This window comes from Streptomyces cadmiisoli (genome assembly GCF_003261055.1).
GTDB lineage: Bacteria > Actinomycetota > Actinomycetes > Streptomycetales > Streptomycetaceae > Streptomyces > Streptomyces cadmiisoli.
In genome coordinates, this window is sequence record NZ_CP030073.1 from 2,302,455 (window position 1) to 2,324,477 (window position 22,023).

Annotated in this window: 21 protein-coding genes; 17 read left to right on the top strand and 4 right to left on the bottom strand. The window is 71.5% G+C overall.

What is annotated here, in order from left to right:
* Positions 1–16: 16 nt before the first annotated feature.
* Complete coding sequence (locus DN051_RS09575; protein WP_053761179.1) at positions 17–460, bottom strand: SRPBCC family protein; 444 nt, start codon at positions 458–460, stop codon at positions 17–19.
* Between the two features lie 179 nt (positions 461–639).
* Between DN051_RS09575 and DN051_RS09580 the strand changes: the two genes are divergently transcribed.
* From DN051_RS09580 to DN051_RS09590, 4 genes are all read left to right on the top strand, one after another.
* Positions 640–1,683 carry an Rv2578c family radical SAM protein gene (locus DN051_RS09580; protein WP_112438506.1) on the top strand — a complete coding sequence of 348 codons (1,044 nt, stop codon included), beginning with the start codon at positions 640–642 and terminating at the stop codon, positions 1,681–1,683.
* Between the two features lie 158 nt (positions 1,684–1,841).
* Complete coding sequence (locus DN051_RS09585) at positions 1,842–3,416, top strand: alpha/beta hydrolase (RefSeq protein ID WP_112438507.1); 1,575 nt, start codon at positions 1,842–1,844, stop codon at positions 3,414–3,416.
* A 54-nt stretch (positions 3,417–3,470) separates the two neighbouring features.
* Complete coding sequence (locus DN051_RS45000; RefSeq protein WP_162624899.1) at positions 3,471–3,644, top strand: hypothetical protein; 174 nt, start codon at positions 3,471–3,473, stop codon at positions 3,642–3,644.
* 20 nt (positions 3,645–3,664) lie between these two features.
* Complete coding sequence (locus DN051_RS09590) at positions 3,665–4,204, top strand: GNAT family N-acetyltransferase (protein ID WP_112442182.1); 540 nt, start codon at positions 3,665–3,667, stop codon at positions 4,202–4,204.
* Positions 4,205–4,208: 4 nt separating this feature from the next.
* On the opposite strand, the gene DN051_RS09595 is transcribed toward DN051_RS09590, so the two are convergent.
* Positions 4,209–4,790: an adenylosuccinate lyase gene (locus tag DN051_RS09595; RefSeq protein ID WP_053761196.1), complete on the bottom strand. Its 582-nt coding sequence runs from the start codon at positions 4,788–4,790 to the stop codon at positions 4,209–4,211.
* Positions 4,791–5,197: 407 nt separating this feature from the next.
* On the opposite strand from DN051_RS09595, the gene DN051_RS09600 reads away from it, so the two are divergent.
* From DN051_RS09600 to pssA, 9 genes are all read left to right on the top strand, one after another.
* Positions 5,198–7,003, top strand: a complete 1,806-nt coding sequence (locus DN051_RS09600) for a 3-hydroxyacyl-CoA dehydrogenase family protein (protein WP_112438508.1) — start codon at positions 5,198–5,200, stop codon at positions 7,001–7,003.
* Positions 7,004–7,142: 139 nt separating this feature from the next.
* Positions 7,143–7,952, top strand: a complete 810-nt coding sequence (locus DN051_RS09605; RefSeq protein WP_199314910.1) for a TetR family transcriptional regulator — start codon at positions 7,143–7,145, stop codon at positions 7,950–7,952.
* 465 nt (positions 7,953–8,417) lie between these two features.
* Positions 8,418–9,761: a crotonyl-CoA carboxylase/reductase gene (ccrA, locus tag DN051_RS09610; RefSeq protein ID WP_053761173.1), complete on the top strand. Its 1,344-nt coding sequence runs from the start codon at positions 8,418–8,420 to the stop codon at positions 9,759–9,761.
* Between the two features lie 18 nt (positions 9,762–9,779).
* Positions 9,780–11,807, top strand: a complete 2,028-nt coding sequence (locus DN051_RS09615; RefSeq protein WP_053761172.1) for a protein meaA — start codon at positions 9,780–9,782, stop codon at positions 11,805–11,807.
* Positions 11,804–12,763, top strand: coding sequence for an HpcH/HpaI aldolase/citrate lyase family protein (locus DN051_RS09620; protein ID WP_053761171.1), 960 nt, complete (start codon positions 11,804–11,806; stop codon positions 12,761–12,763). Before DN051_RS09615 ends, DN051_RS09620 begins: the two co-directional genes overlap by 4 nt.
* A gap of 4 nt (positions 12,764–12,767) precedes the next feature.
* The gene (locus DN051_RS09625) at positions 12,768–13,280 is read left to right on the top strand and encodes a MaoC family dehydratase (RefSeq protein WP_053761170.1); all 513 of its coding nucleotides are present in this window, start codon (positions 12,768–12,770) and stop codon (positions 13,278–13,280) included.
* A 2-nt stretch (positions 13,281–13,282) separates the two neighbouring features.
* On the top strand, positions 13,283–14,488 hold the full coding sequence (locus DN051_RS09630) for an acyl-CoA dehydrogenase family protein (RefSeq protein ID WP_112438510.1): 1,206 nt from the start codon (positions 13,283–13,285) through the stop codon (positions 14,486–14,488).
* Between the two features lie 172 nt (positions 14,489–14,660).
* Positions 14,661–15,317, top strand: a complete 657-nt coding sequence (locus DN051_RS09635) for a phosphatidylserine decarboxylase (protein WP_053761168.1) — start codon at positions 14,661–14,663, stop codon at positions 15,315–15,317.
* A gap of 61 nt (positions 15,318–15,378) precedes the next feature.
* Positions 15,379–16,161: a CDP-diacylglycerol--serine O-phosphatidyltransferase gene (gene pssA / locus DN051_RS09640; protein ID WP_053761195.1), complete on the top strand. Its 783-nt coding sequence runs from the start codon at positions 15,379–15,381 to the stop codon at positions 16,159–16,161.
* A gap of 59 nt (positions 16,162–16,220) precedes the next feature.
* Here pssA and DN051_RS09645 read toward each other — a convergent pair whose 3' ends face one another.
* Entirely contained in the window at positions 16,221–17,129 is a 909-nt protein-coding gene (locus DN051_RS09645) for a helix-turn-helix domain-containing protein (protein ID WP_112438511.1), read from the bottom strand.
* Between the two features lie 140 nt (positions 17,130–17,269).
* On the opposite strand from DN051_RS09645, the gene DN051_RS09650 reads away from it, so the two are divergent.
* A complete protein-coding gene (locus DN051_RS09650) occupies positions 17,270–18,142 on the top strand; it encodes an oxidoreductase (RefSeq protein WP_112438512.1) in 873 nt (290 codons plus the stop codon).
* A 19-nt stretch (positions 18,143–18,161) separates the two neighbouring features.
* Here DN051_RS09650 and DN051_RS09655 read toward each other — a convergent pair whose 3' ends face one another.
* Positions 18,162–19,298, bottom strand: coding sequence for a glycerate kinase (locus DN051_RS09655; RefSeq protein WP_053761165.1), 1,137 nt, complete (start codon positions 19,296–19,298; stop codon positions 18,162–18,164).
* Between the two features lie 181 nt (positions 19,299–19,479).
* Between DN051_RS09655 and DN051_RS09660 the strand changes: the two genes are divergently transcribed.
* The 3 genes from DN051_RS09660 (at position 19,480) to DN051_RS09670 (ending at position 21,986) form a co-directional block, all read left to right on the top strand.
* Complete coding sequence (locus DN051_RS09660; protein WP_112438513.1) at positions 19,480–20,556, top strand: ADP-ribosylglycohydrolase family protein; 1,077 nt, start codon at positions 19,480–19,482, stop codon at positions 20,554–20,556.
* An 87-nt stretch (positions 20,557–20,643) separates the two neighbouring features.
* Positions 20,644–21,135: an NUDIX domain-containing protein gene (locus DN051_RS09665; RefSeq protein WP_053761163.1), complete on the top strand. Its 492-nt coding sequence runs from the start codon at positions 20,644–20,646 to the stop codon at positions 21,133–21,135.
* A gap of 113 nt (positions 21,136–21,248) precedes the next feature.
* On the top strand, positions 21,249–21,986 hold the full coding sequence (locus DN051_RS09670; RefSeq protein WP_053761162.1) for an SIR2 family NAD-dependent protein deacylase: 738 nt from the start codon (positions 21,249–21,251) through the stop codon (positions 21,984–21,986).
* The last annotated feature ends 37 nt before the right edge of the window (positions 21,987–22,023 follow it).

Genomic DNA, 22,023 nt, shown 5'->3' on the forward strand with positions numbered 1-22,023 from the left:
TCCCGGCCTCGGCGGACTACTTCTCGACCTCGGCGGCGAGCCTGGCGAGCACCGCGTCGTAGATGCGGCCGAGGCCCTTGGGGGCGAAGGTCCGCTCGAAGAAGCCGCCGATGCCGCCGGTGCCGGTCCAGGTGCTGGTCACGACGACCCGGGACTTGCCCTCACCGGCCGGGGTGACCCGCCAGACGGTGACCATGGACGAGTTGCGGTCCTTCTCCACGAGCTCGCCGTCGGTCGGCTCGGTGACCTCCAGCAGGCAGTCGCGCACACGCTTGCTGGTCGCCTGGAGCCGCCAGTGGACGAGGGTGCCCTCGCCGTCGCCCCCCTCGCGGACCTCGTACTCGCTGAAGTGCTCGGGCAGCAGCTTCGCCCGCGTGCCGGTGTAGTCGGCCAGGGTGTCGAACACCGTCTCGGGATCCGCCGCGACGACCCGCTCGGTAGTGGCCTCGACCTGCGCCATTGCGTTCCTCCAGCACCTGGGGTTCTCGGGTTTGGCACAGCCAATCACCCCGGTCCCCGGCAGCCAAATCGAAGGCTCGGAACTGATCGATCGGGTTCGGTGAGGCGATCAGGAGTGGCGCCCGCACGATCATGGGAACAGATGTTCTATTCTGGGCCCAGTGCTACCGAGGAGGCGTCATGCGCTGGGAGAACCTCACACTGGAATCGGGCGGCGGCCGGACCGATGCCGCGCTGTTCGGCGCGGACGCGGTGACCACCCGGACCTTCGACACGCCGGAGTTCCGCGGGATCACCTTCCACGAGATCCGGGCCCGTTCGATCATCAACCGCGTGCCGGGGGCCTCCCGCATGCCCTTCGAGTGGACGGTGAACCCCTACCGAGGCTGTACGCACGCGTGCGTCTACTGCTTCGCCCGCAAGACACACAGCTACCTGGACCTCGACACGGGGCTCGGCTTCGACTCCCAGATCGTGGTGAAGGTCAACGCGCCCGACCTGCTGCGCCGCCAGCTCGGCTCACGCCGCTGGCAGGGCGAGCACATCGCGATGGGCACCAACGTCGACTGCTACCAGCGCGCCGAGGGCCGCTACCGCCTGATGCCGGGCATCCTGTCCGCCCTGCGCGACCACGCGAACCCCTTCTCGATCCTGACGAAGGGCACCTTGATCCTGCGCGATCTGGACCTGCTGACCGAGGCCGCCCGCGTCACGGACGTCGGCATCTCCGTCTCGGTCGGATTCACCGACACCGAGCTGTGGCGCACCGTGGAACCGGGCACCCCGGCCCCCGAACGCCGGCTGGACGTCGTCCGTACCCTGGGCGAGCACGGCATCGGCTGCGGGGTGCTGATGGCGCCGGTGATCCCGTTCCTGAGCGACCAGCCCGCCCAACTGCGGGCCACCGTGCGGGAGATCGCCGCCGCGGGGGCCACGTCGGTCACCCCGCTGGTGCTGCATCTGCGGCCCGGCGCGCGCGAGTGGTTCATGGCGTGGCTCGAACGGCATCACCCGCACCTGGTGCGGCGCTACGAGCGGCTGTACGCGGACGGCGCCTACGCCCCGAAGTGGTACCAGCGCCGGATCACCCGTCAGGTGCACGACCTGGCCCGGGAGTACGGCATCGGCCCGGCCCGCGCCGGCATGCCGCGCCGGATCCGGGAGCCCGAACCCGTGCCCGCGCCCGCGGAACCGTCCGAGCCGACCCAGCTCTCGCTGATCTGAGGGCCGCGCCCGGACCGGCCTGAGCGCATCCGGGCGTATCCGCTGACGCAATCGGGTCACATATGATCAGAAAATGATCTTCGGGGTGTCTGCTCCGGGACGATGCGGCGAGGGCCGCGGGACGCGCGGCCCGCGACCCTCCGTCCTGGGAGGACCCCATGAGGAAACGCGCAGCCGCGCTGTGCGGCGCCGCGCTCGTCGTGGCCGGCACGCTGGCCGCCGTCCCCGCCGCGGCGGACGCCCCGCGGTCCGGTGAACCCGCCCGCACCGCCGAACCGGCCTGGAAGAAGTGCGGCACCTCCGACCACCCGACGCTCCAGTGCGCCTCCCTGGAGGTGCCGCTCGACCACACGAAGCCGACCGGCGAGCAGATCACGCTGGCGCTGTCCCGCGTACCGCACACCGCGACGACGTATCAGGGGCCGCTGCTGGTCAACCCCGGAGGTCCCGGCGGCAGCGGCCTGACCCTCGCCGGATTCGTCGCGTCCGCGCTGCCGAAGTCGGTGGCGGCCCAGTACGACGTCATCGGGTTCGACCCCCGCGGGGTGGGCGCGAGCAAGCCGGCGCTGAACTGCCGGCCCGGCCACTCCGACCCGGTGCGCCCGGAATCGGTGCCCGCCACGCCCGCCGTCGAGCAGGCGGGCCTGGCGCGCGCGAAGGCCTTCGCCGACGCCTGCGCCAAGAAGTACGCGCGCGTGCTGCCGTTCCTCGACACGGCCGACGCAGCGCGGGACATCGACCGGATCCGGCAGGCCCTGGGCGCGCAGCGGATCAACTACTTCGGGTACTCGTACGGGACCTACCTCGGCGCGGTGTACGCCAAGCTCCATCCGGAGCGGGTGCGTCGCATGGTGCTGGACTCGGTCGTCGACCCCACCGGCGTCTGGTACGAGAACAACCTCGCGCAGAACCAGGCCTTCGACGACCGGCACCGCGCTTTCGTCAAGTGGGTCGCCCGCCACGACGCCGCCTACCGGCTCGGTGACGATCCGGCCGAGGTCGAGGCGCGTTGGTACGCGATGCGGGCCGCGCTGGCCCGGAAGCCCGCGGGCGGCACGGTGGGCCCGGCCGAGCTGGAGGACACCTTCATGCCCGGCGGCTACTACCACGGCTACTGGCCCCACCTCGCCGAGGCGTTCGCCGCCTACGTCCGGGACAAGGACGCCGAGCCGCTGGTCGAGGCGTACGAGAACTTCGCCGCGCCGGACGCCTCCGGCGAGAACGGCTACAGCGTCTACACGGCGGTGCAGTGCCGGGACGCCCGGTGGCCGCGCGACTGGCGGCAGTGGCGCGACGACAACTGGGCGGTGCACGCGAAGGCGCCGTTCATGACCTGGAACAACGCCTGGTACAACGCGCCGTGCGCCTTCTGGCCGACCGGCCCGGCGCCCGCGGTCGACGTCGCCAACGACGCACTGCCGCCGGTGCTGCTGTTCCAGGCGACCCACGACGCGGCCACCCCGTACCAGGGCGCCACCAGGCTCCACCGGATGCTGCGCGGCTCCAGCCTCGTGGTCGAGCGGGGCGGCGGCAACCACGGCATCACGCTGAGCGGGAACGACTGCCTGGACAAGCATCTGACGGCCTATCTGACCGACGGCACGGTGCCGCGCGGCGACGGCGAGGCCGACGCCGTGTGCGGGCCGCTGCCCGAACCCGACCCGAAGGCCGCCGGGGCGGCCGTCACCTCGCGCGCGTCGACACTGCACGGGCTGCTCGGCTTCCGCGGCTGAGCGTCCCGCACGGCCGGCCGGGGCGGTGTCGGACCCTTGGTCCACCATGGAGGCATGAGTGAGCCGACCAGGATGCCGATGAGGATCCCCGCCCCCGCCGCCGCGCAGCGCTCGTACGTCGTGACGAGTGCCGGCCACCGCCCGGCCGCCTCCGCCGTGCCGGTGGCCGCGGTGGTCCGCCCGGAACTCCTCGCGCTGAGCGTGGCGTTCACGGGGGTGGAGGCGTGAGCGGCGCCCGGGTCAGGGAGATGACGCCGGCCGACTGCGACCGTGTGGCGCGGATCCGGGTCGCCGGCTGGCAGAGCGCCTACCGGGGCCTCATGCCGCAGTCGTACCTCGACGGGATGAGCGCCGCTGACAACGCCGGGCGTTTGCGCGCCCGCCTGGCCGCCGGTGACGCCAGCGTTCAGAACCTGGTCGCGGTGGGCGCCGCTCCCGCACCCACCGGGCATCCGGGCCGGGACGACGAGATAGTCGGCTGGGCCTGTCACGGCCCGTACCGGGACGGCGAGGTCCGCACGGACGACGCCGAGTTGTACGCGCTGTACGTGGACCCCCGGCACCAGGGCCGCGGCATCGGACGGGCGCTGCTCGACGAGTCGGTGCGGCGGTGCACGGCCGCCGGCCGTCGGCGCGTGTTCCTCTGGGTGCTGGAGGAGAACGCGCCGGCACGGCGGTTCTACGCGCGCGGCGGTTTTCACGCCGACGGGGCGGCGGAGCCGTTCGAGGTGGCCGGGGTCGAGGTGCCGGAGGTGCGGTACGTGAAGGAGTTGGGCTCCCCCGGATAGGGGTTCAGGGCTGCCGCCGGCCGGGGATGCGGGCCAGCGCGGCCACGGCCGACCCGGCGAGCGCCGGGTGCGCCAGGGCCTCGTTCAGCACGTCCGCGGCCCGGGCGTCGCCCAGCGTGCCGAGCCCTTCCACACAGGCCAGCGCCACCGTGCGGTACGGGTCGTGCGGGCGCAGCCGCCGTTCCAGGGTGGTGATCAGCGCGGGCACCGACTCGGGGGCGCGCAGTTCGACGAGCAGCCGGACCGGGTGCAGGGCGTAGGCGACGCGCAGTTCGTTGGTGGCGAGAGCGGCCGCCGCGCGGGCGGTGCGCGGGTCGCCGAGGCGTGCGAGGGCATGGGCGGCGGAGGCGCAGCGCGGCGGGTCACGGTGGTTGAGGAGCAGGACGAGCGCCTCGAAGGCGCGCCCGTCTCCCGCGACCCCCAGCCGGAACGCGGCCAGTTCCCTCGCCCACAAGGGCTGTGCCACCGCGGTGAGCACACCGGCCAGTTCCTCGTGGTCGTCCGTCACCACCAGACGCTCGTACGCCGTGGAGGCTCCGGACTCCTGCCGTAGACGCAGCGTGAGCGATCGCAACTCTTCGTCCATGACGCCGAGGGTACAAACGATCTCGGCGCGAGGGACCCGGATCACCATGACCGGGGGCTGGCGCGCTCGTTACCCACGAGTTAAGCTCAGACGAGCGAGTTACCCACTCGCGCCCCGCCCGCGACGGCCTGGTGACGCAGCCGCCGCGGGAGCTACCCACCCCTCGACGAGGACGGTGGGGGAAGTCGGTTCGGTACCTCGTGTACCTCAGTACGACTCGGCCACGGGACAGGGCCGGTCGGCATCACCGTTCCCCGGACGTGTGCACGTCCGCGGCGACGGCACCGGGCGTGTGCGCCTGAAGCCCGGCAACACCGGCACCACCCGCATTCCACACGCGACCGCTGCGCCCGACGGCGCACCCGGTGGCGTTCCCAGTCGTCACCCTCAATTCCTGGAGTCCCGCGATGGCCACTCCCCTGTCCGACACCCCTCTGTCCCCGCTCCGGACCGTCGCCGTGGTCGGCCTCGGCACCATGGGCACCGGTATCGCCGAGGTCCTGGCCAGGGCCGGGCGCGAGGTCGTCGGCATCGACGTCAGCGAGGCCCAGGCCGCGCGCTGCGTCGCCGGCCTGGAGACCTCGACCGCCCGCGCCGTGGAACGGGGCCGGCTCACCGAGCAGGAGCGCGCGGACACCCTCGCCCGCATCCGCACCTGCACCGACCTGCGGGCGGCGGCCGACGCCGACCTGGTCATCGAGGTGGCGCCGGAGTCCTACGAGATCAAGCAGCAGATCTTCCGCGAGCTGGACGGGATCGTGCGCCCCGACGCGATCCTGGCGACCGGCACCAACGCGCTGTCCGTCACGCGCCTGGCGGCCGACTCGGCGCGCCCCGAGCGCGTGCTCGGACTGCACTTCTTCAACCCGGCCCCGGCGATGCGGCTGGTCGAGGTCGTCTCCTCGGTGCTGACCGCGCCCGCCGCGGTCAGCGCGGTCACCAACCTCGCCATCGACCTCGGCAAGGATCCCGTCGCCGTCGGCGACCGGCCCGGATTCGTCGCCGACGGGCTGCTGTTCGGCTACCTGAACCAGGCCGCCGCGATGTACGAGGCGCGGTACGCCTCCCGTGAGGACATCGACGCCGCGATGCGGCTGGGCTGCGGGCTGCCCATGGGGCCGCTGGCGCTGCTGGACCTCATCGGCGTCGACACGGCGCGCACGGTCCTGGAGGCCATGTACGCGGAGTCCCGCGACCGGCTGCACGCCCCGGCGCCGATCCTGAAGCAGCTCAGCGAGGCCGGGCTGACCGGCCGCAAGTCGGGCCGCGGCTTCTACACCTACGACGCCCCCGGCGGCGCCACCGTCGTGCGGGACGCGCTGACGCCGCTGACCGACGCCCCGCGGACGCCGGGCCGTACGGTGCGCTCGGTCGGTGTCGCGGGATCCGGCACGATGGCGTCCGGCATCGCCGAGGTCTTCGCCAAGGCGGGCCACGACGTGGTCCTCGCCGCCCGCAGCGCGGAGAAGGCGGAGGCCGCCAAGGCGCGGATCGGCAAGTCGCTCGCGCGCTCCGTCGACAAGGGCCGGCTGACCGCGGAGGCGGCGGCGCAGGCGCTGGACCGGATCACCGCGGCAGGCTCCTACGACGCGTTCGCGGAGGTCGACCTGGCCGTCGAGGCGGTCGCCGAGGACCTGGACGTCAAGCGGCAGCTGTTCGCGACGCTGGACAAGGTCTGCAAGCCCGGCGCCGTCCTCGCGACCACCACCTCGTCGCTGCCGGTCGTCGCCTGCGCCCGTGCCACCTCGCGTCCGCAGGACGTCATCGGCATGCACTTCTTCAACCCGGCGCCGGCGATGAAGCTGGTCGAGGTGGTACGTACGGTGCTGACCTCGGACGACGTCCACGCGACCGTGCACGAGGTGTGCGGCACGATCAGGAAGCACGCCGTCGACTGCGGCGACCGGGCCGGATTCATCGTCAACGCGTTGCTGTTCCCGTACCTGAACAACGCGATCAAGATGGTGCAGGACCACTACGCGTCGCTCGACGACATCGACGCGGCGATGAAGCTCGGCGGCGGCTATCCGATGGGCCCCTTCGAGCTGCTGGACGTGGTCGGCCTGGATGTGTCGCTGGCCATCGAGAAGGTCCTGCACCGAGAGTTCCGTGACCCGGGCCTCGCTCCGGCCCCGCTGCTGGAGCACCTGGTGGCCGCGGGCTGCCTCGGCCGCAAGACGGGCCGCGGCTTCCGCGAGTATGCCCGGCGCTGAGGGCCGGCCAGGCGACTGGTTCGGGGCCGGCGCCGAGTGGGGCGGGCTGCTGGACCCGGCCGGTTCTCCCCCGCCCGGCCAGGGCGGGGGAGACCCCGGCGCGGCGCACCGACCTGAGAAGATGCAGTACGTTCGGGTCATGTCCCAGCCCGCCAAGTCCGCTCGTACACCAGCCACGTCCGACGCGCCGGAAAGTGCCGCGGGCAGTCGCGCCGCCGCCCAACGGCTGAAAATGCGCCGGGAACTGGCGGCCGCCGCAATGGAGTTGTTCGCGACCAAGGGGTACGAGGCAACCACCGTCGACGAGATCGCGGCCGCGGCCGGGGTCGCCCGCCGCACCTTCTTCCGCCACTTCCGCTCCAAGGAAGAGGCGATCTTCCCCGATCACGACGACACCCTGATCCGGGCGGAGGCCGTGCTGAACGCGGCACCCGCGCACGAGCACCCGCTCGACACGGTGTGCCGCGGGATCAAGGAGGTCATGAAGATGTACGCGGCCCGGCCGGAGATCTCGGTCGCCCGCTACAAGCTCACGCGCGAGGTGCCCACCCTGCGCGAGGCGGAGATCGCGTCGGTGGCCCGCTACGAGCGCCTGTTCACGCGCTATCTGCTCGGCCACTTCGACGAGCACGCGCACGACGACGACGCCAATGACGATCCGCTGCTGGCCGAGGTGGCCGCGTCCGCCGTGGTCACCGCCCACAACCACGTCCTGCGGCGCTGGCTGCGGGCGGGCGGCCAGGGGGACGTGGAGGCGCAGCTCGACCACGCCTTCGCCATCGTGCGCAAGACGTTCGGGGCGGGGATCGGGGTGGGCCGGTCCGCCGCGCCGAAGCCGGCCCCCGCGGCGTTCTCGACGAACGGCGAGGTCCTGGTGACGGTCGCCCGCACCGACGCCCCGCTGGACGAGGTCATGCGGACCATCGAGGAGGCGCTCAAGGACCGCTGAGCCCTGCGGACCCACCGGCCCGGCCCGGTCCTGACGTGAGAACGGCCACCCCTCGGGGTGGCCGTTCTGGCATGTCAGAGGCCTGTTTCGCCCGTTGCTCACGGCCCGTACGATCGATCATCGCTCATTTGTGACGTAAAGATTTCATCTGAGGGAAAGTTCTGGCACCGAGTGCCTTGCCAGGTGACACGGCGTGCCATACGTTGATGTTGTCCGGGCGGCCGGCGTGCAGCGACCTTTCGTACGCCGGCTGTCCCCGCAAGCCTCCCCCGGCGCCCGAAAGGACCGGGGGGATCCCCGGCGAGCGCGCCCGGACGCCTGCGTCACAGGCAACCTCCCGCGCCACAAAGCGCTGCCGAACAGAGCACCATCCGCCGAACCGACGGCACCCCCTCACGACCTCTGCAGCACCGACGTAACCCTCAGCGCCCCTCCCTCAGGGCGCTCACCGCCGGAGGCAAAACCGTGACCGTGAAGGACATCCTGGACGCGATCCAGTCGCCGGAATCGACACCGGCCGACTTCGCCGCGCTGCCCCTCCCCGAGTCGTACCGTGCGATCACCGTGCACAAGGACGAGACGGAGATGTTCGCGGGCATGCAGACCCGCGAAAAGGACCCGCGCAAGTCACTGCACCTGGACGAGGTGCCGCTGCCCGAGCTCGGCCCGGGCGAGGCCCTGGTGGCCGTCATGGCCTCCTCGGTCAACTACAACTCCGTGTGGACCTCGATCTTCGAGCCGCTGTCGACCTTCGGGTTCCTGGAGCGCTACGGCCGGCTCTCGGAGCTGACCAGGCGCCACGACCTGCCGTACCACATCATCGGCTCCGACCTCGCGGGCGTGGTCCTGCGCACCGGGCCGGGCGTCAACGCCTGGCGGCCCGGCGACGAGGTCGTCGCCCACTGCCTGTCGGTCGAGCTGGAGTCCAGCGACGGCCACAACGACACCATGCTCGACCCCGAGCAGCGCATCTGGGGCTTCGAGACGAACTTCGGCGGCCTGGCGGAGATCGCCCTGGTCAAGTCCAACCAGCTGATGCCCAAGCCGGGCCACCTCAGCTGGGAGGAGGCCGCAGCCCCGGGCCTGGTCAACTCGACCGCCTACCGGCAGCTCGTCTCCCGCAACGGCGCCGGCATGAAGCAGGGCGACAACGTCCTGATCTGGGGCGCGAGCGGCGGGCTCGGCTCGTACGCCACCCAGTTCGCGCTCGCGGGCGGCGCCACCCCGATCTGTGTCGTCTCCAGCGACCAGAAGGCGGACATCTGCCGGGCCATGGGCGCCGAGGCGATCATCGACCGCAACGCCGAGGGCTACAAGTTCTGGAAGGACGAGCACAACCAGGACCCCAGGGAGTGGAAGCGCTTCGGCAAGCGCATCCGCGAGCTGACCGGCGGCGAGGACGTCGACATCGTCTTCGAGCACCCCGGCCGCGAGACCTTCGGCGCGTCGGTCTACGTCACGCGCAAGGGCGGCACCATCGTCACCTGCGCCTCGACCTCGGGCTACAACCACGAGTACGACAACCGCTACCTGTGGATGTCCCTGAAGCGCATCATCGGCTCGCACTTCGCCAACTACCGCGAGGCCTGGGAGGCCAACCGGCTGATCGCGAAGGGCAAGATCCATCCCACCCTGTCGCGGGTCTACTCGCTGGAGGACACCGGGCAGGCCGCCCACGACGTGCACCGCAACGTCCACCAGGGCAAGGTCGGCGTGCTGTGCCTCGCCCCCGAGGAAGGTCTCGGCGTGCGCGACGAGGAGATGCGCGCCGAGCACGTCGACGCCATCAACCGCTTCCGGAACATCTGAGGACGGCGGAGGTCATAGATGACTGAGCGTCAGAAGGACCGGCCGTGGCTCATGCGCACATACGCCGGTCACTCCACGGCCGAGGCGTCCAACGAGCTGTACCGGCGCAACCTCGCCAAGGGCCAGACGGGTCTGTCGGTGGCGTTCGACCTGCCGACGCAGACCGGCTACGACTCCGACCACATCCTCGCCCGCGGCGAGGTGGGCCGGGTCGGTGTGCCGATCGGGCACGTCGGCGACATGCGCCGGCTGTTCCAGGACATCCCGCTGGAGCAGATGAACACCTCGATGACCATCAACGCCACGGCCATGTGGCTGCTGGCGCTCTACCAGGTCGTCGCGGAGGAGCAGGGCGCGGACATCACCCGGCTCCAGGGCACGACCCAGAACGACATCGTCAAGGAATACCTGTCGCGGGGGACACACGTGTTCCCGCCGGGGCCCTCACTCCGGCTGACGACGGACATGATCGCGTACACGGTCTCCCACATACCGAAGTGGAACCCGATCAACATCTGCAGCTACCACCTGCAGGAGGCGGGCGCCACACCGGTCCAGGAGATCGCCTACGCGATGTCCACCGCGACCGCGGTTCTCGATGCCGTACGCGACTCGGGGCAGGTTCCCGAGGAGAAGTTCGGGGACGTCGTGGCCCGTATCTCCTTCTTCGTGAACGCGGGTGTCCGCTTCATCGAGGAGATGTGCAAGATGCGGGCGTTCGGGCGGATCTGGGACCGGATCACGCGCGAGCGGTACGGCATCGAGAACCCCAAACAGCGCCGCTTCCGCTACGGGGTCCAGGTCAACTCCCTGGGCCTGACCGAGGCGCAGCCGGAGAACAACGTCCAGCGGATCGTGCTGGAGATGCTGGCCGTGACCCTGTCCAAGGACGCACGCGCGCGTGCCGTCCAGCTCCCGGCCTGGAACGAGGCGCTGGGCCTGCCGCGCCCCTGGGACCAGCAGTGGTCGCTGCGCATCCAGCAGGTGCTCGCCCACGAGAGCGACCTGCTGGAGTACGAGGACATCTTCGAGGGCTCGAGGGTGGTCGAGGACAAGGTGAGCGAACTCGTCGAGGAGTCGCTCGCCGAGATCGACCGGATCCAGCAGATGGGCGGCGCCATGGCCGCCGTCGAGTCCGGCTATCTCAAGTCGCAGCTCGTCGCCTCGCACGCGGAGCGGCGGGCGCGCATCGAGTCCGGCCAGGAGAAGATCGTCGGCGTCAACGCCTTCGAGACGACCGAGCCCAACCCGCTGACCGCCGACCTGGACACCGCCATCCACACGGTCGACCCGGCCGTCGAGGCGCGGGTCGTCGAAGCGCTCGGCACCTGGCGCGACACGCGGTACCAGCCGCCCTTCAACCACCCGCGCCCGTGCAAGGCGCTGGATCGGCTGAAGGAGGCCGCCAAGGGCACCGGCAACCTCATGGAGGCCACCCTGGAGTGCGCCCGCGCCGGCGTCACGACCGGCGAGTGGGCCGGGGCCCTGCGCGAGGTGTTCGGCGAGTTCCGCGCACCGACCGGTGTGTCCTCCGCGCCCGTCGCGGTGAGCGCCGAGGAGGGCACCGCGATGGCGCGGGTCCGGCGCCGGGTCGACGAGACCGCCCGCGACCTCGGCACCGGCAAGCTCCGCTTCCTGGTCGGCAAGCCGGGCCTGGACGGCCACTCCAACGGAGCGGAGCAGATCGCCGTACGCGCGCGTGACGCGGGCTTCGAGGTGGTCTACCAGGGCATCCGGCTGACGCCCGAGCAGATCGTGGACGCGGCCCTCGCCGAGGACGTCCACGCGGTGGGCCTGTCGATCCTGTCCGGCTCGCACGCCCAACTGGTGCCGGACGTGCTGGAGCGGCTGCGCGAGGCGGGCGCCGCCGACATCCCGGTGATCGCCGGCGGGATCATCCCGAACGGTGACGCCGAGCAGCTCAGGGCCGCCGGAGTGGCCGCGGTCTTCACACCGAAGGACTTCGACATCACCGGGATCATCGGCCGTATCGTCGACGAGATCCGCAAAGCGAACAAGCTCGACCCCCTGGAGGTTCCCGCATGACCGTCAACCGTCTTCGTCCACGGCGTTCCTGCCTGGCCGTGCCGGGAAGCAATCCCCGCTTCCTGGAGAAGGCGCAGGGGCTCCCGGCGGACCAGGTCTTCCTCGACCTGGAGGACGCCTGCGCGCCGCTGGCCAAGCCCGAGGCGCGGCACACCATCGTGAAGTTCCTCAACGAGGGCGACTGGACGGGCAAGACGCGGGTGGTGCGGGTCAACGACTGGACGACGGAGTGGACGTACCGCGATGTCGTCACCGTCGTCGAGGGCGCCGGCCAGAACCTGGACTGCATCATGCTGCCGAAGGTCCAGGACGCCCGGCAGATCGTGGCGCTGGACCTGCTGCTGACCCAGATCGAGAAGACGATGGGCTTCGAGGTCGGCCGGATCGGCATCGAGGCGCAGATCGAGAACGCGCAGGGCCTGAACAACGTCAACGAGATCGCGCAGGCCTCCCCGCGCGTCGAGACGATCATCTTCGGCCCGGCCGACTTCATGGCCTCGATCAACATGAAGTCGCTGGTCGTGGGCGAGCAGCCGCCCGGCTATCCGGCGGACGCCTACCACTACATCCTGATGAAGATCCTGATGGCCGCCCGCGCCAACAACCTCCAGGCGATCGACGGCCCCTACCTCCAGATCCGCAACGTCGAGGGCTACCGCGAGGTCGCGCGGCGCGCCGCCGCCCTCGGCTTCGACGGCAAGTGGGTGCTCCACCCGGGTCAGGTCGAGGCGTCCAACGAGATCTTCTCGCCGTCCCAGGAGGACTACGACCATGCCGAGCTGATCCTGGACGCGTACGAGTACTACACGTCAGAGGCGGGCGGCAAGAAGGGCTCGGCGATGCTCGGCGACGAGATGATCGACGAGGCCAGCCGCAAGATGGCCCTGGTCGTCTCCGGCAAGGGCCGCGCCGCCGGCATGCGGCGCACCAGCACGTTCGAGATCCCGGAGGTGTGAGGCGATGCAGTTCGGGCGCACCTACGAGGAGTTCGAGGTCGGCGCGACGTACAAGCACTGGCCGGGCAAGACGGTCACCGAGTACGACGACCACCTGTTCTGCCTGCTGACCATGAACCACCACCCGCTCCACATGGACAGCAACTACGCGGAGAGCTCGACGGACTTCGGCAGGAACGTCGTCGTCGGGAACTACGTCTACTCGCTGCTTCTCGGCATGTCCGTGCCGGACATCTCGGGCAAGGCGATCGCCAATCTGGAGATCGAGTCGCTCAAGCACGTGGCGCCGACGTTCCACGGCGACACCGTCTACGGGCAGACCACGGTGCTGGACAAGTGGCCGTCCAAGTCGAAGAACGACCGCGGCATCGTGCACGTGGAGACCAAGGGCTACAAGCAGGACGGCACGCTGGTGTGCGTGTTCCGCCGCAAGGTGATGGTCCCCACCGAGGCGTACATCAAGGAGCGCGGCGGCGAGCAGCCGGGCCGCCCGGAGCTCGACGAACAGGGGAAGTAGCAATGGCGCGACTCGCCCAGACCGCCGGTCTGACCGATGTCCAGCAGGAGATCCTGTCCACGGTCCGCGACTTCGTGGACAAGGAGATCCTCCCGGTCGCCACCGAGCTGGAGCACCGCGACGAGTACCCGCAGCAGATCGTCGACGGCCTCAAGGAACTGGGCCTGTTCGGCCTGATGATCCCCGAGGAGTACGGCGGTCTGGGCGAGTCCCTGCTCACGTACGCGCTGTGCGTGGAGGAGATCGCCCGTGGCTGGATGTCGGTGTCCGGCATCATCAACACGCACTTCATCGTGGCGTACATGCTCAAGCAGCACGGCACGCAGGAGCAGAAGGACCACTTCCTGCCGCGGATGGCGGCCGGCGACATCCGCGGCGCGTTCTCGATGTCGGAGCCCGGTCTGGGTTCGGACGTCTCGGCGATCACGTCGAAGGCGGTCCGGGACGGCGACGACTACGTCCTGAACGGTCAGAAGATGTGGCTGACCAACGGGGGCACGTCGTCACTCGTCGCCGTTCTCGTCCGCAGCGAGGAAGGACACCCGGAGGGGACCGCGCCGCACAAGTCGATGACGACCTTCCTGGTCGAGAAGGAGCCCGGTTTCGGTGAGGTCCGGCCGGGCCTGACGATCCCGGGCAAGATCGACAAGATGGGGTACAAGGGCGTCGACACCACCGAGCTGATCATGGACGGCCTGCGGATTCCGGCCGACCGCGTGCTCGGCGGGGCCACCGGCCGTGGTTTTTACCAAATGATGGACGGCGTGGAGGTCGGCCGCGTCAATGTGGCGGCGCGTGGCTGCGGCGTCGCTCAGCGTGCCTTCGAACTGGGCGTCCGGTACGCCCAGCAGCGTCACACTTTCGGCAAACCGATCGCTCAGCACCAGGCGATCCAGTTCAAGCTCGCGGAGATGGCCACCAAGGTGGAGGCCGCGCATGCCATGATGGTGAACGCTGCACGCAAAAAGGACTCCGGGGAACGAAACGACCTGGAGGCCGGGATGGCGAAGTACCTCGCCTCCGAGTACTGCAAGGAGGTCGTGGAGGACGCCTTCCGGATCCACGGGGGCTACGGCTTCTCCAAGGAGTACGAGATCGAGCGCCTCTACCGCGAGGCCCCGATGCTGCTCATCGGTGAAGGTACCGCCGAGATCCAGAAAATGATCATTGGTCGGAGGTTGCTCGAAGAGTATCGATTCCAGGGCTGAATGTCCTGCTACGGGGTGTTTTCTTCGAGAAGAAGATCACACCCCGTAGGGAGCCTTCGCCCGCCGACTCGGTTGCCTGGCTTACCCAGTTGCGGCCCATAGCCGCTACGATCGCGAGAAAGCCGCCGTCCCCCGTTCAGAAGCGCGGCATCATCCGCTACGAAGGTCATCCATGCCCCACAGCCAAACCTCTGCACCTCGCGACAGCCTGGTCGGCGTACGCCTCGCGCGCGGAGCATCGCCGTGGCTTCTCCCGACCGTCGCCACCGCGGCCCTCAGCCTGGCCCGAGCCCGCCGTTCCGGCGCCGCGAAGGCCGTCGCCGTCCCCGCCACCGCGCTCGCCGCGGGGATGCTGTGGTTCTTCCGCGACCCCGAGCGCGAGATCACCCAGGGCCGGGTCATCTCGCCGGCCGACGGCGTGGTGCAGAGCATCATGCCGTGGAAGGACGGACGTACCCGCGTCGCGATCTTCATGAGCCCGCTCAACGTCCACGTCAACCGCGCTCCGCTGGCCGGCACCGTGACGTCGGTCGAGCACGTCCCCGGCGGCTTCGTTCCCGCTTTCAACAAGGAGAGCGAGAACAACGAGCGGGTCGTCTGGCACTTCGACACCGAGCTCGGTGACATCGAGATGATCCAGATCGCCGGCGCGGTGGCCCGACGCATCGTCCCCTACATCCCGCAGGGCACCAAGGTCGAGCAGGGCGAGCGGATCGGTCTGATCCGCTTCGGCTCGCGCGTCGACCTGTACCTGCCGGAGGGCGTCGAGGTCGCCGTCGAAGTCGGCCAGAAGACAGTGGCTGGGGTGACTCGCATTGACCGTGACTGACCATCCCGAGACACAACAGGGCTGGGTCCCCGAGGCGGTGACCGAGGACGAAGAGGAGGAGATGCCCCTCTCTCTGCGTCTGTCGATAGCGGACACCCTCACCCTCGGCAACGCCACGTGCGGCTTCATGGCGGTGTACTTCACCACCACCGGCATCCTGATCCCGCACCTCACCGGCAGCCAGGAAACCGGCATGGCCCGCCACAGCGCGGCCACGGCGGTCATCCTGATGCTCTGCGCCGCGGTCTTCGACCTGTTCGACGGACTGGTCGCCCGCAAGCTGCGCTCGTCCCCCATGGGCGCCGAGCTGGACAACCTGTCGGACCTGATCAGCTTCGGCCTGGCCCCGGCGTACTTCGTCCTGGTCTACGGCATGGTCGCGGACGACGCGCACCAGCGGGTCGCCGCGGTCGGGGCGATCGTCGTCCTGCTCGCGGTCGTGCTCAGGCTGGCCAGATTCTCCTGCGTGACGCCGCGGAACGGCATGTTCCAGGGCATGCCCAGCCCGTTCGGCGCGCTGACCGTGGTCGCGATCGTGCTGCTGGAGCTGCCGTTCGTCGCGACCCTGCTGGCGATCCTGGGCACCGCGTGGCTGATGGTGAGCCGGGTCGAGTACCCGAAGCCGCGGGGCCGCCTCGCCGGCGCGATGCTCGGCTGGATCGTGCTCAGCATGGGTCTGCTGGTGGCCTGGGCCTTCGGCGCCCCCAGCGGCCAGCTGCTCCTCCAGACCGGCTGCGCGCTGCAGCTGGTGATGGGCGCGGTGATCCCGCTGTTCGCCACGGCCCGCCGGGTGAACAACTTCCGCGACAACCGGCGTGAGGCCCGGGCGGCGCAGCTGCCGTAGGCGATCCGTACGATCCGCTCGTGGAGTGAGGGCCCCGAACCGTTCGCGGTTCGGGGCCCTCACTGTTCGGGTGTCCCCCGCTGTTCGGGGGAGGGCTCCGGTGTGCCGGGCGCGCGGTCCGGGGCGGCGAGACTGCCGAGGATCTCCAGCAGCTCGGCGCTGCGGCTGCCGGGTTCCGCGTGGAAGACGACGAGGGTCAGGCCGTCGGCGCCGTCGATCGAGAGCTTGTCGGAGTACAGCTCCAGGTCGCCGACCTGCGGATGCCGCAGCCGGCTCAGCCGCCCGGCGCGGGTGCGCACGTCGTGCCGGCCCCAGAGCGCGCGGAAGCGCTCACTGCGTACCGACAGCTCCCCGACCAGGCGCTGGAGCCGCGGATCGGCCACATCGGGCCCGGCCTGGGTGCGCAGCACCGCCACGCCCTCCTCGGTCAGCTCCTCCCAGTCCCGGCGCAGCTCCCGCTCCGCGGGGTCGAGGAAGACGGCGCGCAGCAGGTTGACACCGGGGCGGTAGTTCGGGGAGACGGCGGTGGCCAGGGCGTTGGCGGCGAGGGCGTCGGAGAACGTGTTCTGGACGTAGGCGGGGTTGTGCGTCCAGCCGTCGATGAGCTGGAGGATGCTGCGCGGCACGGCCGCCGACGCCGGTGCCTCCCCGGCCGACAGCACCGATGGCCGCGCTCGCGGCCGAGGCGGACCGCCCAGCGCGATCAGGTGGCCGGTGGCGGCGGCGTCCAGCCGCAGGACCCGGGCGATGGCCTCCAGCACCTGGACCGAGGGATTGCGGTCCCGGCCCTGTTCCAGACGGAGGTAGTAGTCCGCGCTGATGCCGGCGAGCAGCGCGACCTCCTCGCGGCGCAGCCCCGGGACCCTGCGCAGTCCGCCGCCGGTCAGGCCGGCGTCCTCGGGGCGGACCAGGGCCCGGCGGGCGCGCAGGAAGTCGCCGAGGGCGTTCGTGCCGTCCGTCCCGTCCATGGTCCCCACCGTACGGCCGGCGGGTGCGCGGTGCCTGGCCCCGCCACTCCCAGGATCGGCGGGGCACTGCCGGGACCCGGTGGCGCGGCGGCAGGCTGGTCGAGCACCTGGCGAACAGAACACGTCTGGAGAAGTAAGACATGCCTGGAATTCCCGGCGGCACCGTCACCCCGGCCGACGGCCTCACGCTCTCCCGGCTGGGCTACGGCACCATGCGGCTCACCGGGCCGAACGTCTTCGGCCCGCCCGAAAACCGTGCGCAGGCGCTGGCGGTGCTGCGCGAGGCGGTGGCCTCGGGCGTCACCCACATCGACACGGCCGACTTCTACGGTCCCGTCGTCGTCAACGAACTGATCAGGCAGGCGCTGCACCCCTACCCGGCGGACCTGCGCATCGTCACGAAGGTGGGCGCCCGCCGGGACACGGACGGTGGCTGGATCCAGTCCCTGGACCCCGCCGATCTCAAGGAACAGGTCCGGGAGAACCTCCGGCACCTCGGTGTGGACACGCTCGACGTGGTCAATCTGCGCGTCGGCACGCACGACACGCCGAACGAGGACTCCGTGGCGGAGCAGTTCGGCGCGCTCACCGAGCTGCGCCAGGAAGGCCTGATCCGGCACCTGGGCCTGAGCTGTGTCTCGGAGCGCCAGCTCACCGAGGCCCGGGCCATCGCGCCCGTGGTCACCGTGCAGAACCTCTACAACCTGGCCGTGCGGCGCGACGACGCCCTGCTGGAGCGGTGCGAGGCCGAGAACATCGCCTTCGTGCCGTACTTCCCGCTGGGCGGGTTCACACCGCTGCAGTCCGGGACGCTGACCCGGATCGCCGCCGCTCTGGACGCCTCGCCGCAGCAGGTGGCCCTGGCCTGGCTCCTGCACCGCTCCCCCGCCGTCGCCGTGATCCCGGGCACCTCGTCACCGGCCCATCTGCGGGAGAACCTCGCGGCGGCTGACCTGGCCCTGCCGGCGGACGCGCTGGCCGAGCTGAACACGATCGGGGCGCCGGCCTCCTGAGGCCGGCGCGCGGCCGGGGTCAGGACAGGAAGTCGCGCGCCACGCGCTCCGCCGTCCGCTCCAGGATCGGACCGGCGTCCGCGATGCACTTCGCCACGTCCGGCTCGACGTCGGTCAGGGCGTACGCCCGGCGGATCCCGGCCCGGCCCAGCGCCTCGGGTGGCAGGGCCAGCCGGCCGCACACCGCGACGACCTCCTTGCCGGCGGCGCGGGCGGCCGCGGCGACCCCGGCCGGGGCCTTGCCGTGCAGGGTCTGCTCGTCCAGGGAGCCCTCGCCGGTGATCACCAGGTCCGCCTGCGCCAGGGCGGCGCCGAAGCCGAGGACGTCGAGCATGACCTCGATCCCGGGCCGGAACCGGGCGCCGACGATCAGCGCGCCGTACCCGATGCCGCCCGCCGCGCCCGCGCCCGGCGCCGAGGCGTACTCCCCGGCGCGCGGTCCGACGGCCCGCTCCAGCACCTGCGCGAAGTGCGCGAGCGCCGCGTCCAGCACCGCGACGTCGTCCGGTCCGGCGCCCTTCTGCGGCCCGTACACGGCGGGCGCGCCCTTGGGGCCGGTCAGCGGGTTGTCGACATCGCTCGCCAGCACGAGCCGCACGTCCGCCAGCCGGGGGTCCAGGCCGGACAGGTCGGCGGTCGCGAGGTCGCGCAGACCGCCGCCCCCGGGCGGCACCGGCCCGCCGTCGGCGGTGCTGAACCGGGCGCCGAGCGCGGCCAGCATTCCGGCGCCGCCGTCGGTGGTCGCGCTCCCGCCGACCCCGAAGACGATCGTGCGCGCCCCGGCGTCGAGCGCGGCCCGCAGCAGTTCCCCCGACCCGTACGTGGAAGCGGTCAGCGGCGCGAAGACCCCGGCCGGCAGCCGCTGGAGCCCGCTCGCCTCGGCCATCTCCACGACCGCGGTGTCGCCGCGCAGGGCGAACGCCGCCGTCACCTCGTCGCCGAGGGGTCCGGCGACCCGGACCGTGCGCCGCTCGAACCCGGCCGCGACCGCCGCGTCCACGGTCCCGTCGCCGCCGTCCGCCACGGGGAGCGCCGCGACCTCGACGTCGGGTACGACGCGGCGCAGTCCGGCCGTCACCCGCTGGGCGACCTGCACGGCCGTCAGCGATCCCTTGAACTTGTCCGCGGCGATCAGCACCCGACGGGCGCCGTCCACAGCCTCAACCACCTTGTCTTCCCCTTGCTCTCCGGGCCCCGCCCACGTCGGGGCCGGTCGCGCCGTTGCGACCCTAACCGCAGGACTGTCCCGCCGTCATGCCCCGCCCGCACCGTGGAACGCCCGCGGAACCCGCCCCCGACGGCCGGTGCCGGGCGCCGGAATCGGGTAGACCGGTGGTATGACCCCTGTGGGCACCGAGCCGGAGCTCGCCGACCGCATCCTCGGGGGCTGGCTGGGCCGTGTCGCCGGCAACATGCTCGGCAAACCGGTCGAGCAGGGCGACCTGTGGACACGCGACCGCATCGACCGCTACCTCCGTCAGGCCCGCGCGCTGCCCCTCACCGACTACCTTCCCGAACCGCCCGCCGACGGCGACGGCCCGCGGCTGCGCCCGGAGTGGCGCAGTTGCGTCCGCGGCCGCATCCACGGCAGTTGCCGCGACGACGACGTCGACTACGCCGTCCTCGGCCTGGACCTGCTGGAGACGCACGGCTTCGGGTTCAGCACCGAGCAGGTCGGCGACCTGTGGCTGCTGCGGCTGCCGTACCTCCAGACGTTCACCGCGGAGCGGGCCGCCTACCGCAATCTCGCGGGCGGCCTCAAACCGCCGCTGACGGCGACGTACGACAACCCCTACCAGGAGTGGATCGGCGCCCTGATCCGCGCCGACATCTACGGCTGGACCTGCCCGGGCGCCCCGCGCCGCGCCGCCGCGCTGGCCCGCCGGGACGCGGTGCTGTCGCACACCGGCAACGGCGTGTACGGCGCGATGTGGGCGGCGGCGCTCATCTCGGCCGCGTTCACGGCCCCCACCGTCCGGCACGCCCTGGACGAGTCCCTGACCGTGGTCCCCGCGAGCTGCCGGCTGGCCCGCACCGTCCGCCGGGTCGCCTCGCTCCACGAGGCCCGGCTGCCCTGGGAGGACACCCTCACCACGATGGCCGAGGAGACCGCCGGACTCGGCTGGATCCACACCGTCCCGAACGCGGCGGTGCTCACCGCGGGGCTGCTGTACGGCGACGGCGACTTCACCCGCACCATCACGCTCACCGTCCGCGGGGGCCTGGACACCGACTCCAACGGTGCCACCGCGGGCTCGGTCGCCGGTGTGCTGACCGGCGCGGACGACATCCCCGCCCAGTGGAAGGACCCGCTGGAGGACACCGTGCGCAGCGCGGTGTTCGGCTTCGACGGGGTGCGGATCAGCGAGCTGGCGAGGCGGACCCTGCGGCTGGCGCTCGCGGAGGCCGCGTAGCGCGGCGAGATCGCCCGGGTGCCGTGCGCGCCCCTCGGCGGACCGCGAGCCCGCGGGGCGGCGGCGCGCGCTGGTTACCCTTCCGGGATGACCACTGCTGACTTCGCCGCCTACATCGCGGGGCTGCCCCGTGTCCTCGCCGGGGCCGCCGCGCTGTTCCGTGACACCGAGGGCCGCGTCCTGCTCGTCGAGCCCAACTACCGCGAGGGCTGGGCCCTTCCGGGCGGCACGATCGAGTCCGACGACGGCGAGACCCCGCGTCAGGGCGCCCGCCGGGAGACCGCCGAGGAGATCGGCCTGGACCGGGAGCTCGGCCGCCTGCTCGCGGTGGACTGGGTGCACGGCACGGGCCGGCCGCCGCTGGTGGCGTATCTGTACGACGGCGGGGTGCTCCCCGAGGAGGACCTCAAGGCGATCCGGTTGCAGGAGGAGGAGCTGCTGTCCTGGCGGCTGGTGCCGCGGGAGGACGTGACCGGCTATCTGCCCGGCGCCCTGGGCCGCCGTGTGCTGGCGGCGCTCGACGTCCTGGCGGACGGTTCGGGGACGGCCGAGCTGGAGAACGGCCACCGGGCAGGGTGACCGCGAGGGCCCGGGGCCGGCTCCGCGGCGCGGGCACGCGGCCCGGTGCGCGCACGCGGCCGGCCCCCGGTCATCCGTTCGCCCCGGGCGGGCAACCGTCCTAGTCTCGGGCCATGAACAGGCCCCTGGTTGCCATCCTCAGCGGCGCAGGCATCTCGACCGATTCCGGGATCCCCGACTATCGCGGCCCGAACGGACTGTGGCGGCGGGACCCGGAGGCGGAGAAGCTCGTCACCTACGACCACTACATGCGCGACCCGGAGATCCGGCGGCGGTCCTGGCAGATGCGGCGCAAGACCGGCGCGCTGGACGCCGAGCCCAACGCGGCGCACCGGGCGGTGGCCGATCTGGAGCGGGCGGGGGTGCCGGTGCGGGTCATCACCCAGAACGTGGACGGGCTGCACCAGCTCGCCGGGGTGTCCGCCCGCAAGGTGCTGGAGCTGCACGGCACCGCTCGCCAGGTGGTGTGCACCAAGTGCCACGCGCGCGGACTGATGGCGGACGCGCTCGCCCGGGTCGACGTCGGCGAGGAGGACCCGCCGTGTCTGGAGTGCGGCGGGATCCTGAAGTCGGCGACCGTGATGTTCGGCGAACACCTCGACCCGGTGGTCCTGGGCGAGGCGGTCGCGATCACCAAGGCGTGTCAGGTCTTCATCGCCGTCGGCACCAGCCTCCAGGTGCATCCCGCCGCCGGGCTGGCCGGCCTCGCCGCTGAGCACGGCGCCAGCCTGATCATCGTCAACGCCGAGCCGACGCCGTACGACGAGCTGGCCGACGAGGTGATCCGGGAACCCATCGGGTCCGCCCTGCCGGTCCTGCTGGACCGGCTGAGCGTCGAGAACGACTACTGAACGCGCCGAGCCGGTCCTCGCGGGCACGCCCTGTCCT